The following is a 13,434-nucleotide window of genomic DNA, read 5'->3' as shown; positions in this document are numbered from 1 at the left end:
TCGGGAGCTTCAGGCCCTGTGGGGCGCTTCAGGCGCTTCAGCCCTGCCCGGTCCTGTTCTTCTTTGTCGCGGTCATGTCACATCTTCCTCATGTGTTCGACCCAGGGCTCCATGTGAGATGCGTCCGCGCGCCATACTGAGAGGGCAATCGAACATTCAATAAATCCTCAATAAACTGCCAAGTCGTACAAGGGAGTTGGGCGTACGTGGTCGAGATGCCGAGTACGCCCGAGCCGCTCGCCGCCGCGGTGCTCAGGGTCCGGTATCCCGACGGTACGGCTGTCGGCGTCGGCTTTCTCGTGACCGGGGAACTGGCCGTCACCTGCGCCCATGTCGTCGCCTCCGCGCTCGGGCTGGACGAGGACGAGCGCCCGGCCCCCGGGGCGACCGTCGAGGTGGACCTGCCGCTCGGCCCCGTGGACGGCCCGGCGGGCGGTCGGGGGGATAGCCGGGAGGGGGACGGCCGGAAGGGCGGCCCGGCGGGCGGTCCGGTGGTCGTCGCGGCGGCGGTGGAGTACTGGCCCGACGGCGGCCCGTCCGGGGCCCGTGACATCGCTGTACTGCGCCTGCGGTCCACCATCCCCGGCTCCGTACCGCTGCGCATGGCCGAGGCGGACGACGTATGGGGACACCCCGTGCGGACCTTCGGCTTCCCGGCCCGCCACGACGACGGGGTGTGGCACGCGGGCGTCCTGCGGGCGCGGCAGGGAGCCGGCTGGCTCCAGTTCGAGCGGGCGGCGGGCAGCAACCACGCGATCAGCCGGGGCTTCAGCGGAGCACCGGTGTGGGACGAGCGGCTGGGTGCCGTGGTCGGCATGGTGGTCGCCGCCGATCCCCGGCAGCCGTCCGCCTTCCTCATCCCGACCGCGGAACTGCTGCTCGCCGTACCGTCGTTGCGGGAGGTGGTTCTGCCGCCCTCGCCGTTCCGCGGTCTGTCGGCGTTCCAGGAGGCGGACAGCGAGGTCTTCCACGGCAGGGACGAGGAGAGCGCCGAGGTCGCCGCGCTGGTCACCGAGCACGCGGTGGTCACCGTCTTCGGCCCGTCGGGCTGCGGGAAGTCGTCGCTGGTGCGGGCCGGTGTGGTGCCCCGGCTGAGGAAGGCCGGATACGCCGTCGTCGTCGTACGGCCGGGCGGTCCGTCCGGTCTGCTCGGCGCTCTCGCCATGGAGCTGACACGGCTCACCCAGCCGGGCCTGACGGGGAGCGCGCAGCGCGAGGAGAGCCGGGTGGTGGAGGCGGAGCTCTCCGTGCACGGCTGGGGGGAGATCCTGGCGCAGCTGACGGACGGGGGCGCTGGCGCGGGTACGGGTACGGGTACAGGCGGAGGCCGAGGGCCGGGCGGAGGTCCGGGTGCGGTCACGCGGCGCGCTCGCGAGGTGCGTGGTCTCCGCGGGGTGGGTGGTCTCCGCGGTCTCGTCGTGGTCGTCGACCAGTTGGAGGAACTCCTCGACAACGGCCCCGCCGCCCGGACCGCCGCCGAGGCCGTCGCCGCGCTCTTCCCCGAACACCCGCCGTCGGGGCTGCGCGTGCTGTCGACCCTCCGCGCCGACTTCCTGGAAGCCGTCAGCGCGCGGCCCGGTCTGGAACGCGCCCTGCGGGGCAAGTCCCTCCTCCTGCCCGCGATGTCCGCGGAACAGGTGCGGCAGGCGGTGGTCCTGCCGGTCCGGGCGATCGCGTCCGTCGCGTACGCGGACGGCCTGGAACAGCGCATTCTCGCCGACTGCGGCGACGCGCACGGCGTGCTGCCGCTCCTGGAGTTCACCCTCGATCAGCTGTGGGAGCGGCAGCGGGGCGGTCTGCTCACCCACCGGGCGTACGAGGAACTCGGCGGCGTCAGCGGCGCCCTGGCCGAGCGGGCCGAGGCCGTATGGCGGCGCGCGGCGGGGGAGGCCGACGGGTCCGGCCGGACGGAGGGGACCGACGAGGACACGGCGCGGCGGCTGTTCACGCGGCTGGTCCGGCTGCCGCTCGGCGGCCCCGCGGCCACGCGCCGTGTCGTGCCCCGCGCGGAGCTGGACGGGCCGGAGTGGACGGTCGCCCGAGCGCTGGCCAGGGAACGGCTGGTGGTCATCGGCCTCGACGACGAGCGGCGGGAGACCGTCGAACTGGCCCACGAGGCGCTGATCCGGGCGTGGGACCGGCTCGGCGCGTGGGTGGAACGCGACCGGGACTTCCTCGCCTGGCGGGAAGGTCTCCGGCACGACCGCGAACGCTGGGAGGCCGCCGGCCGCGTGCCGGATCTGCTGCCCGCCGCGTCGGCCCTGGAGGCGGCGCGCCGCTGGGAGCGCGAGCGCGGCGAGGACCTGAGCGAGGCCGACGCCGACTTCCTGCGCCGGGGCCGCGACCGGTCGCGGACGAGAACCCTGCGCAGACGCGGGCTGTTCACCGGCCTCGGTACCGTACTGGCGCTCGCGGCGGTGCTCGGCTCGCTCTTCGTGTACCAGACGGGCGTCACGGAGGAGCGCGCCGCCGAGGCGGACTCCCGCTCCATGGCGGCGACCTCGACGGACCTGCGCGCCACCGACCCGGCGCTGTCGGCGCTGCTCGCGATCTCCGCGTACCGCCGCTCGCCCACCGAATCGGCGCGCGACGCCCTGTTGCAGAGCTACCTCGCGTACGGGCGGGCGCGCTGGCTGATGTCGGGGACGCCGGGCAGGGTGCGTGAGGTCGCCGCCGGCGAGGACGGCCGCGTCGTGCTGGCGACGACCGAGCTGGGGCGGGCCACCCTGTTCGTACGGGACGACGACGGGCGGATACGCCGGGCCCACCTTCCGCCGGAAGCGGAAGCGGTCCATCCGGTGGTCACGCGGGACGGGAAGGGCGCCGGTTACGTCGCGGCCAACGGAAAGCTGCTCTGGTACCAGGTCCGCGCGGAAACGGACGCGCTGGTGGCGAACGGCCGGACGATATCCGCGGCCCCGATCGCCTCCACCCGTGGCTCGGCCCTCCGGCAGGCCGCGGTCTCGCCGGACGGGAGCCGGGTGGCCGCCGTCGTCAGCGACGACCTGGTGATCTGGGATCTCGCCAGAGGCACCGTCGTCCGCAGGACCGAGCCTCCGGAGGGCCACGATTTCCTGGCGCTCTGGTTCGGGGCGGACCCGGACACCGTGCTGGCGTACACCGGCGACTCCATGGCGGGCAGGGAATACACACTCCGCGCGTACGAGGGCTCCCGCCCGCCCCGCACCGTCCTGTCCGACCTGAACGGGGTGGAAGTGTCCGGCGACGGAACCGCGGTGGTCTTCTGCCATGGCACCGACGTCGCGGAGAAGGCGCTGTACCGGGTGGTCCGGGTGGCGGACGGCGAGGAGACCGGCCGGTTCGCGAGCGACGGTCCCTGCGTGGAGAGAATGGCGATCGACCGCACGGGCCGGTACATCGCGGTCAGCGATCTCGTGGGCGACGTCATGCGGCTGGCCGACACGAAGGAGCGGAAACCGGTCTCCGAGATCGGGGCGCGCGTGGGGGCCGGGGCGACGGACACCGCTCTGGGGAGCCGTCGCCCGTACGGTCAACTGGTGCGGGAGGACGATGGGTTCTCTCTCCTGGCCCATGACCCGACCGGCGTGACCGTGACCGGAATGTCCGCCGGTGTGCGGGAGTTCCTCTCCGCGGACGGGGATGGCATGGGTACGGCCCTGACACCGGACGGTGCCACGGCGATCAGCAAGTCGCGCGAGGCGGAGCTGATACGGACGCACACCGTGGCCGGGGGAATTACGGTGGCCGGGGGATTCACGACGGACGCCACGGCGGACCGGCCGGGCCTGGGGGCGCGGGAGAGCCTGAAGGTCAGCGGTGACGGCGCGTTGGTCGCCGATCCGGTGGACTCGGACATCGTCATCCGGGAGGTGCCGTCCCTGCGCGAGGTCAGTGTCGTCAGCCCCGCGGAGATCGGTGAGCCCTCGCTGTTCATGTTCACCGACGACCGGCATCTGCTCGTCACCGTCCACACCACCGTCGAGCGCTGGGACGCCAGGAGCGGGCAACGCGTCGACCAGGTCGACCTGGCGGAACTGGACCTGGCGGGGAGCGTCGGCGGTACCCCCGTCACCTGGCCGTATCCCAGGGAAGGGCATGTGGCGGTGCTCGGCGACACCTCCCTTCACGTCGTGGACGTCCGCAAGGGGCGCGAGGTGAGGGAACTCCGGGTCGAGATCGGGGAGGACGCGACCGGCCTCCGTATCGACGCCACGGGCCGGTACATGGGGGTCTTCCGCCGGGGCGGCGACTGGGAGCTGTGGCGACTCGACCCGGCCCGCAGGGAACTCGGACCCATGAGCGGCGCCGGTGGCGGCGGCACCGGCGGGGAGTTCACCGGCGAGTTCATCGACGGCGAGGGACGCTTCCTGGTGGCGGACGCGGGAAAGGTGCGGATCTACGAGGTCGGACGCCGCTCCGCCGTGGAGTCCTTCGACTTCGGAACGGCGATGAACGCCACCCCGGGGACGTTCCCGGCCGTCTCGGCGGACGGTTCGACGGTCCTGTACGACGACGAGGGCCAGACGATCCCCGTACGCCTGGACCCCGCGGAATGGACCGCCGGCCTGTGCGCGGTGACCGGCCGCCGCACCCTCACGGCCGCGGAGCGCGCCGCGGTACCGGCGGAGGTGCCGCCGGGGGCGGTGTGCGGGGACTGAGCCGGGGAGGGGGCGCGGGGCGCCGGGGGAGGCGCGGTCAGCCGACTCCCCTGAGGTAGACGCGGCTGGCCCGGTCATCGAGCGGATGCACCGCGATCTGAAGGGAGTTCAGCCGGCCTTCGCACGGTGCGCAGATCTGCCCCTCCTGAACATCGGGAAGAGTCTCGGGCTCCGCGAGGCCCAAGTGGGAGAAGGGCGTGGTGGGTTTGACGGACTTACGGAGCGGTTTCTCCCGCCGCGTCAGTTCGCCCTGGGGCGCCAGCCCGGTGACGAACGCGTCGACCTCCGAGGTGGACAGGGAGAACGCCAGCAGCAGTCCGTCATCCTGAAAGCCGTTCTGGTACGCGGCCCGGCGGTCGGTGGCCGTCGCGGGGATCTCGACGCCGAGCTGCTCGCTGACGCTCGACGGTGTCGCGTCCCCGGCCCAGTTGGGCACCTGGCCGCGCGCGCCGGCGGTGTCGCCGGTCGTGGCGGTCGAGCAGGAGGCCAGGGCCGACCCGAGCACGACGGCCACCCCCAGGATGAGGGCGCCGCGGGGCGGAATCTTCTTCACCGGACTCCTTCGCGACCCGGATCCGTACGCTCTCCATCGCGTCCCGGGTCCGGGGGATCGGGTAATGGGGCGGGGCCGGAACCCAGCTCGACATGTTGCGTCGAACCGCTGCCTCGCATGTCGAACTCCCTCGCGAGGCCCGTCGTATGCAGTCGGGCCATGTCGGCGTCGGTGATCGTGGTCGGACCGATCGGGGTGGATTTCCCGGGATCCCAGTTGTACCGGTCCCACACGTTCACCTGGTAATCGAGTGCCACCTGCGGCCTGCCGTCCGCGCCGGGCACCACCGTGACGGCGCCCGTGGTGTTGGACATGCCGCTGCCGACGGCCAGGTACCAGTTGCGATCGCTGTGCGTGTAACCGAGGGCGGGGGTTTCCACCGGGATGGTCACCGGCTTGCCACCCGACTGCTCAAAGGCTTCAAGGGCCTGCTGCCGCCATCTGTCCTGGTGGGCCGCGACCGACGTCTCCGCCGTCAGCCGCAGCGTCTCGTCGTCGGTGAGCATTCTGTCGACATCCAGGTTCAGTGTGTCCCCGGAGCCTTCGAGATAGTGGTTCATGTTCCGGGAAGCGTCGGTGTTGCCGATGAAGTCGCCCGCGTCAGTCATCATGCCGGCCTGCGCGTGGATCCAGCGATCGCTCCAGCCCGGATCCTCCACGTCGTACGGGCCGGCCCCGTCGTCCGCGGCCACGCGCCGTACCTGGGGCGCGAAAATGTCGGCGTCCAAGAGGCCGTCCTTGTGCTGTGACCACAATCGCGCCCGCGCCTCGGGGCTCAGGGACGCCCAGAGCCGCCGCAGTTCCTGCCGCTGCGCGGGCTCGGCATCGTTCCCGAGCCGGGCCAGGCCGACGGCACGAGGGAACATGTCCTCGTCGAGCGAGGTGTACGTACCGTGGCCGGGGTTGTCCGGGTTGCCGCCGTGGCTTGCGCGCAGCGCGCGGGACGTCGCCTCGTCGATCTCGCCGGCGTGGCTGACGATGTCGGTGAGAGTGTCGGCGTACCACTGCATCTGGTCCAGTTTCTTCTGGCCCGAGCCTTCCGGAGTACACAGCGCTTCCATCACCTTGACTCTCCCGTCCTGGCCACGGGTGACCAGGAACCCGGCCCTGCCCGCTTCCGCCGTGAGGTCCTTGGCCCGGCGCTGCAGCCCCAGCAATTCGCTGTGGGCGTCGTTCATGACGCTCCACACACTCTTGGCCTCTCGGCGCAGGTCGTCGAACTCCTTGGCCGTCTTCCCCACGAAGGCCCGGGTCACCGTGGCGTTGGCACCCTGCCAGCGCGCCTCGTCCGACGCCGCCTTCATGCCGTCACGGGCGTTGTCCGCAAGCCGCTCCAGGTCTTGGAACACGGTCTTCCAGTCGGACACCGCGGTGCTCAGTTTGCCGAGGTCGACGTGTAACAGATCGTCGTAGTCCATCTCGTCCTGGCCCCCTGTCGGCTACGTGAAGTACTCGTTGAGGCGCGAGACGGGGACGGCCGCGCCGCCGCGGTCTCGCAATACGGCACCGATGGCCTCGTCCTCCTTGGCGTATTCCTTCGCCGAGTAGTCCAAGTGATTGGAGATGTGCGCACAAGCCTGGCGTACCGCCTTCACCTGGGCCGTCCATACGCTCACTGTGTTCTCCAGCTCCGAGCCCATGGCGAAGTGACGGGACTTCAGCTCGGCTCCGGCACGCATGGTGGATCCGGAGCCGCTGTCATCAGCACCCGCGCCGGCGATGTCGGCCTGTTTGCCCAACTGGTCGTACAGCATGAACGCCTCGTGGCCCACGGCGCCCAGATCGTCCTGGCGCACCACGAGATCCTGATTGCCACCGCCCCCGCCGCCCGGCGGCAGCTGGTTCAGCCGCATCTCCGTCGACTGCCGTGCGGTGACCTCGGTCTTCAGGTGCTCCCACTCGTCCCATGCCATCCTCGAATTCCCCCCGTCGGCCATATGAGTCATGTGCGTCATCGCACCGGATGTCCCGGCCCTTGTACTTCTCGTGTCGCTCTCGGTCACCCCTGCGGTTTCACCTCGGCTCAGCGTCTGTCTCCGGGCATTGTCCGGCTCGGGGCCTTCGTCGTGCTCGGACTTTGCGGATTCGGGTCCGAGGAGTGCCGAAAAGGTGCCGGTGAGTGACGTACAACCGATGCGCGGAGGCACGCGCGGTCACGCGGGATCGCTGCGGCCCACCACCGTGCCCGCCCTGTCGATACAGATCACGTCCACCTCCACCGGCGCCCCGCGCAGCACCCGCAGTGCCTCGTCGCGTGCCCGTCTCGCGACCGCGTCGCCCAGCGGTACGTGCCGGGACTGGCACAGGCGGAGTGCCTCCAGGCCCGTGTTGGCCGCTGTCACCTGCTCCGCCAGTGGCGCGTCCGCGCCTGCCGTCAGGGCCAGTCGGGAGAGGAAGGTCTTGTCCACCTGGGAGCGGGCCGAGTGGAGGTCGAGGTGGCCCGCCGCCAGTTTGGAGAGTTTGGCGAAGCCGCCGCAGAGGGTGAGGCGGTCGACGGGGTGGCGGCGGATGTATTTGAGTACGGCTCCGACGAAGTCGCCCATGTCCAGGAGGGCGTCCTCGGGGAGGTCGTAGGCCGCGAGGACCGTCTTCTCGGACGTCGATCCCGTACAGCCCGCCATATGCGTACGGCCCGCCGCGCGGGCCACGTCCACGCCGCGTCTGATCGAGTCGATCCAGGCGGAGCAGGAGTACGGCACGACGATGCCCGTCGTGCCGAGTATGGAGAGCCCGCCCAGGATGCCCAGGCGCGGGTTCCAGGTGGAGCGGGCGATCTCCGCGCCGTTGTCGACGGAGACGGTGATCTCCACATCGCCCGTGCCGCCGTGGCGGGCCGCCACCTCCGCCACATGGGCGCGCATCAGCTGGCGCGGGACCGGGTTGATCGCCGGTTCGCCCACGTCCAGGGGGAGCCCGGCGCGGGTGACCGTCCCCACACCCGGGCCCGCGCGGAAGACGACGCCCGCGCCCGGCGGCAGCAGCCGTACGGTCGTACGGATCAGGGCGGCGTGCGTGACGTCGGGGTCGTCGCCCGCGTCCTTGACCACGGCCGCCATGGCCCGGTCGCCGGTGGTCAGGCTCTCGCCGGCGAGGGCGAAGGACGGCGTCTGGCCCCTGGGCAGCGTGATCGTCACCGGATCCGGGAACTCGCCGGTCAGCAGCGCCGTGTACGCGGCGGTCGTCGCCGCCGTCGCGCACGCGCCGGTCGTCCAGCCCGGCCGGAGACCGGTGTGCTTGAGTTGGGCGGCACGCCCGCCCTTCCCGCCGTCAGTCATGGAAAGACCCCGTCATGGAAAGACCCGCCGACGATGAGTGAACCGACCCCGGTCCTGGAGCCGACCCCGGTCCTGGAGCCGGCCCCGGTCCTGGAGTCGACCCCGGTCCCGAAGCCGACCCCGGTCCTGGAGCCGACCCCGGTCCTGGAGCCGACCCCGGTCCTGAAGCCGGCCCCGGCCCATGTGCTGATCCTCGGCGGTACGACCGAGTCGCGCCGGCTCGCCGAGCGCCTGCACGGCCACGGCCGCCTCCGTGTCACCAGTTCCCTCGCCGGCCGGGTCGCCCGGCCCGTACCGCCGCCCGGGGACGTACGGATCGGCGGGTTCGGGGGCGCCGAGGGGCTGGCGCGCTGGCTGCGCGAGCACCGTGTGGACGCGCTCATCGACGCCACCCATCCCTTCGCCGACACCATCAGCCGCAACGCGGCACATGCCGCCCGGCTCACCCATGTTCCCCTCCTCTCCCTGCGCCGCCCCTCCTGGGTGCCGGTCGCCGGTGACGACTGGCACGCGGTCGGCTCCCTGGCGGAGGCCGCCGGGAAGCTGGCCGCGCTGCGGTGCGCGCGGGTCTTCCTCACCACCGGGCGGATGGGGCTCGCCGCCTTCGCGCACCTCGACGCGGTGTGGTTCCTCGTACGGTCCGTGGACGCCCCGGAACCTCCGTGCCCGGCCCGTACGGAAGTGCTCCTGGACCGGGGGCCGTTCACCCTCGACGGCGAGCGGGAGATCCTGCGCCGCCATCGCGTCGACGTCGTGGTGACGAAGGACAGCGGCGGCGCCGCCACCGCGCCCAAGCTCACGGCCGCCCGCGAGGCGGGGATACCGGTCGTGGTCGTCCGGCGGCCGGCCGTCCCCGAGGGGGTGTTCTCGGTGGCCACGGTCGAGGACGCGGTGGAGTGGCTGGCTCAGCTTCCCGGGCTTCCCGGGCTCTCCGGATAGCGGCGCGGCGTCCACACCACCGTTTCGTCCCCGTCCCCGCCCCGCCGCGCGGTCACCGTCCGCGAGGAGCCGACCAGCAGGATCGTCCGCATGTCGACCTGCGCCGGATCGAGATCGGCCAGCCGCACGATCCGTACGCTCTCCTCCGGCCCGCCCACATCGCGGCCGAGGACGACGGGGGTGTCGGGCGCGCGGTGTTCCAGGAGGAGTTCGCGGGCCTTGCCGACCTGCCAGGTCCGGCTGGCGGAACCAGGGTTGTACAGCGCCAGCACCAGGTCCGCGCCCGCCGCCGCGTGCAGGCGCTCCGCGATGACCTCCCACGGCTTGAGCCGGTCGGAGAGCGAGAGCACGGCGTAGTCGTGGCCGAGCGGCGCGCCGACCCGGGCCGCGGCGGCGTTGGCGGCGGTCACGCCCGGGAGCACGCGTACGGGCACGTCCCGGTACGGGTCGGCGGACGCGGCCTCCAGGACGGCCGTGGCCATCGCGAAGACCCCCGGGTCGCCGCCCGAGACCACGGCCACGCGCCGGCCCCGCCGGGCGAGGTCGAGGGCGAACTCCGCGCGCTCCGACTCCACCTTGTTGTCGGAGCCGTGGCGCCGCTGACCGGGGCGGACCGGAACACGGTCCAGATAGGTGGTGTAGCCGACGAGATCCTGGGCGGCGGCGAGCGCGCCGCGCGTCTCGGGCGTGAGCCACAGCGGCCCGGCCGGGCCCGTCCCCACGACCACCACGTCACCGGCCGCCTCGCCGGTCGCGTCAGTAGCCGCCTCGGTGGTCGACTCGTCGGCCGATTCCTCCGCCGATTCCTCCGCCGACCCGGGTACGGCACGCGCGGCAACGCGGCTCGGCAGCACCGCCACCGCGAAGTACGGCACCGATTCCGGATCCGTGTCGGCCAGCGCCCCGGTGCGTTCGCCGCTCATCGTGGCGCGCTCGACGTACCGCGCGTCGGCCAGCCGGCCCGCCCGCTCGACCGCCCGCCGCACGGTCGGGAACGTACGGCCGAGCTTCATCACCACCGCCGAGTCCGCCGAGGCCAGCCGGGCCGTCAGCTCCTCCTCGGGCAGCGTGCCCGGCAGGACCGTCAGCACCTCCTCGCCCTCGACGAGCGGGGTACCGAGCCGCGCCGCCGCCGCGCTCACGGACGTCACACCGGGGATGACCTCGGTCGGATAGCGGCCGGCCAGCCGCTTGTGCATGTGCATGTACGAGCCGTAGAAGAGCGGATCGCCCTCCGCGAGCACCGCGACCGTCCGCCCGGCGTCCAGATGGGCGGCGAGCCGGGCGGCCGACTCGGCGTAGAACTCGTCCATCGCGCCCTGATAGCCGCCGGGGTGGTCGGTGGTCCCGGTGGTGACCGGGTAGACCAGCGGCTCCTCGATGTGATCGGGGCGCAGATGCTCGGCGGCTATGGACCGGGCTATGGACCGGCCGTGGCGGGCGCTGTGATACGCGATCACCTCGGCCTCGGCGATGACCCGTACGGCCCGTACGGTCATCAGGGACGGGTCTCCCGGCCCCAGACCGACCCCGTACAGCCGGCCCACGCCCGAGCCCGCGTCCGTCCGGACTCCCGAGCCCGCGTCCGTCCGTACGTCCGCGCCCGCCCGTACGCCCGAGTCCGCGTCCGTCCGTACGTCCGCGCCCGCCCGTACGCCCGAGTCCGCGTCCGTCCGTACGTCCGCGTCCGTCCGGACTCCCGAGCCCGCGTCCGTCCGTACGTCCGAGTCCGCGTCCGTCCGGACTCCCGCGCCCTGCTCATCGGTGGTGTTCCGGGCGCTCATTCTTCCTCGCTCGCGATCGCGTTGACGGCCGCGGCGGCGAGGGCGCTGCCGCCGCGCCGTCCTCGTACGACCAGGTGTTCCAGGCCGGAGTGGTGTCCGGCGAGCGCGTCCTTGGACTCGGCCGCGCCGATGAAGCCGACCGGCACGCCGATGACCGCGGCCGGGCGCGGGGCGCCGTCCTCGATCATCTCCAGCAGCCGGAAGAGGGCGGTCGGCGCGTTGCCGACGGCCACCACCGCGCCGTCCATCCGGTCCCGCCACAGCTCCAGCGCGGCGGCGCTGCGTGTCGTCCCCAGTTCGGCGGCCAGAGCGGGCACCGACGGATCGGAGAGGGTGCAGACGACCTCGTTGTCCGCGGGCAGCCGCTTGCGGGTGACCCCGCTGGCGACCATCGCCACATCGCACAGCACGGGCGCGCCCGCGCGCAGCGCCTCGCGGGCACGGATCACCACACCGGGGCTGAAGGCGAGGTCGCGGACCAGGTCGACCATGCCGCAGGCGTGGATCATCCGCACCGCGACCTGGGAGACCTCGGCCGGCAGCCCGGTGAGGTCCGCCTCGGCGCGGATCGTGGCGAAGGACTGGCGGTATATCGCCGCGCCGTCCTTCTCGTACTCGAACCCTGTGGGCTGTGTGGACACCGTGGTCTTCTCGCTCATCTCGTCGAACTCGTCAAAGGGGTCGTGCGTGCCGCCGCAACCGCGTCGGCGAGTTCCGGTCCTGTTGCGGTGGCGGTGGCGGTGGCGGTGGCGGTGGCGGTGGCGTTGGAGGTGGTGTCCGGGGCGTCTCCCTGTACGGAGATGTCGTAGCGGCCTTCGCCCGTCGCGACCACATCCACCCACCGGCCCTGCGGATGGCCGCAGCGGCGTGCGCACCCCGACCAGTGGACGGGCAGTCCGCCCGAGCCGTGGGACACGGCCGCCGCCGCGTCGGACCGTACGTCCGTCAGCGCCTTCGCGCAGCCGGGCCGGCCGGTGCAGGCGCCGACGCCGTGCCAGGGGGAGCCGGGGCCGGTGATCAGCCCGGCCGTACGGAGCCGGTCCAGGGTGGCTCCGGCCGCGGCCGGAGCCACCCCCGGCACGATCACTCCGCGCCACGGGGTCACGCGCAGCGGTCCGTTCGCCACCGCCGCCAGCAGCCGCCACGGCGCCACGGTCAGCCGGCCGAGGCGGGCGTGGACGGAGAGTGCCGTGGTCCCGTCGGGCGACGGTACGAGGCCTGGAACGGGGCCTGGGATGGGGCCTGGGATGGGGCCTGGGCCCGAACCCGCCCCCGGCCCCGCCGCCTCCGCCACGTACTCCGTCCCGATCCCGGCGTCCGTCAGCCCCGCCCGTACCGCCGCCTCCAGCCCCCGGCCGTACTCGGCGGGCAGTTCCCGTACCCGCCACGCCCCCGAACCACTCGCCTCCGCGACCGTGAGGAACGTCTCCCCCGCCAGCAGGGCCGCGCGCGGGGCGTCCTCGGGGGTCACACGCAGGCCCGACCCGTTTGCCCCGATACGTACGACAGTCGACCCGTCCCCGCATGCGAGCAACGTCACATCGGCGCCGAGGCCCGCCACATCGCCGCGTCCGTCGTCCAGCGCGAAGAGGAACCGCCCGGAGAGCGCCGCCGCCCGCGCGCTCGCGCACAGCAGTCCGTCCAGCTCGCGCGCCCACAACTGGACGTCGGAGGAACGGAGTTCGTCGAGTCCGGCCAGTGGTGACGCCACGATGTTCCGTACCCGCTCGTGGCTCTCCGAGGGCAGCAGCCCGGCCTCGTGCAGCAGCCCGGCCAGTTCCGCGCCGCAGCTCCCGCCCAGGCCGCGCAGTTGCACATTGCCCCGGGAGGTGAGGTCCAGATGTCCGTCGCCCAGCCGCTCCGCCGCGTCCGCCAGCGTCTCCGCCTGACGGACCGTCAGAAGTCCGGCGGGCAGCCGCAACCGGGCCAGCCGGCCGTCGTCCGCGGTGTGCAGCCGCAGTGCGCCGGGGCAGGCGTCGCCGCGCTCCCGCAGCGGGGCCCGTACGGACTCCCGCAGCGGGGCCCGTACGGACTCCCGCAGCGGGGCCCGTACGGCGGCCCGCGGGGGAGCTTCGTCCCGGTTCACGGGTGTTGGCGAGGTGGGCGGCATGGCGGCGAGCATACCTACGCACCCACGCCCGCTCCCTTCCCGCCGCCGGGCCGCCTCTCCGGCCACCGCTCGGTCACCGCGCCTGGCATTACCCGGCCACGGCCCGGTCGCCATCCGGCCACCGCCCGGCCAC

Annotated in this window: 9 protein-coding genes; 2 read left to right on the top strand and 7 right to left on the bottom strand. The window is 72.9% G+C overall.

The genetic code is table 11. From position 1 onward, the window contains the following. Positions 1-215: 215 nt before the first annotated feature. Positions 216-4,640: a hypothetical protein gene (locus CU044_RS36795; protein WP_345790171.1), complete on the top strand. Its 4,425-nt coding sequence runs from the start codon at positions 216-218 to the stop codon at positions 4,638-4,640. Positions 4,641-4,677: 37 nt separating this feature from the next. Here CU044_RS36795 and CU044_RS36790 read toward each other — a convergent pair whose 3' ends face one another. From CU044_RS36790 to CU044_RS36775, 4 genes are all read right to left on the bottom strand, one after another. Then, positions 4,678-5,193, bottom strand: coding sequence for a hypothetical protein (locus CU044_RS36790; RefSeq protein WP_129773236.1), 516 nt, complete (start codon positions 5,191-5,193; stop codon positions 4,678-4,680). Beyond that, entirely contained in the window at positions 5,190-6,611 is a 1,422-nt protein-coding gene (locus tag CU044_RS36785; RefSeq protein WP_129773234.1) for a hypothetical protein, read from the bottom strand. The genes CU044_RS36790 and CU044_RS36785 overlap by 4 nt, the downstream gene beginning before the upstream one ends. A 21-nt stretch (positions 6,612-6,632) precedes the next feature. Then, positions 6,633-7,106, bottom strand: coding sequence for a hypothetical protein (locus CU044_RS36780; protein WP_129773232.1), 474 nt, complete (start codon positions 7,104-7,106; stop codon positions 6,633-6,635). A 240-nt stretch (positions 7,107-7,346) separates the two neighbouring features. Next, positions 7,347-8,468, bottom strand: a complete 1,122-nt coding sequence (locus tag CU044_RS36775) for a cobalt-precorrin-5B (C(1))-methyltransferase (RefSeq protein WP_129773230.1) — start codon at positions 8,466-8,468, stop codon at positions 7,347-7,349. 33 nt (positions 8,469-8,501) lie between these two features. On the opposite strand from CU044_RS36775, the gene CU044_RS36770 reads away from it, so the two are divergent. Then, positions 8,502-9,407, top strand: coding sequence for a cobalt-precorrin-6A reductase (locus tag CU044_RS36770; protein WP_129773228.1), 906 nt, complete (start codon positions 8,502-8,504; stop codon positions 9,405-9,407). Here the strand turns inward: CU044_RS36770 and CU044_RS36765 are convergent. Genes CU044_RS36765 through cobG form a run of 3 tightly spaced genes read right to left on the bottom strand, consistent with a single transcriptional unit; the run spans position 9,374 to position 13,301 of the window. Continuing rightward, positions 9,374-11,191, bottom strand: coding sequence for a precorrin-2 C(20)-methyltransferase (locus tag CU044_RS36765; RefSeq protein WP_240046060.1), 1,818 nt, complete (start codon positions 11,189-11,191; stop codon positions 9,374-9,376). The genes CU044_RS36770 and CU044_RS36765 overlap by 34 nt on opposite strands. After that, positions 11,188-11,850 carry a precorrin-8X methylmutase gene (locus CU044_RS36755; protein WP_129773222.1) on the bottom strand — a complete coding sequence of 221 codons (663 nt, stop codon included), beginning with the start codon at positions 11,848-11,850 and terminating at the stop codon, positions 11,188-11,190. Before CU044_RS36755 ends, CU044_RS36765 begins: the two co-directional genes overlap by 4 nt. Then, positions 11,847-13,301, bottom strand: a complete 1,455-nt coding sequence (gene cobG / locus CU044_RS36750) for a precorrin-3B synthase (protein ID WP_240046059.1) — start codon at positions 13,299-13,301, stop codon at positions 11,847-11,849. The genes CU044_RS36755 and cobG overlap by 4 nt, the downstream gene beginning before the upstream one ends. Between the last annotated feature and the right edge of the window lie 133 nt (positions 13,302-13,434).

Source organism: Streptomyces sp. L-9-10 (assembly GCF_004151105.1).
GTDB lineage: Bacteria > Actinomycetota > Actinomycetes > Streptomycetales > Streptomycetaceae > Streptomyces.
Note: the sequence above shows the minus strand (reverse complement) of the source record. Positions and strands in the feature narration are given on the sequence as shown.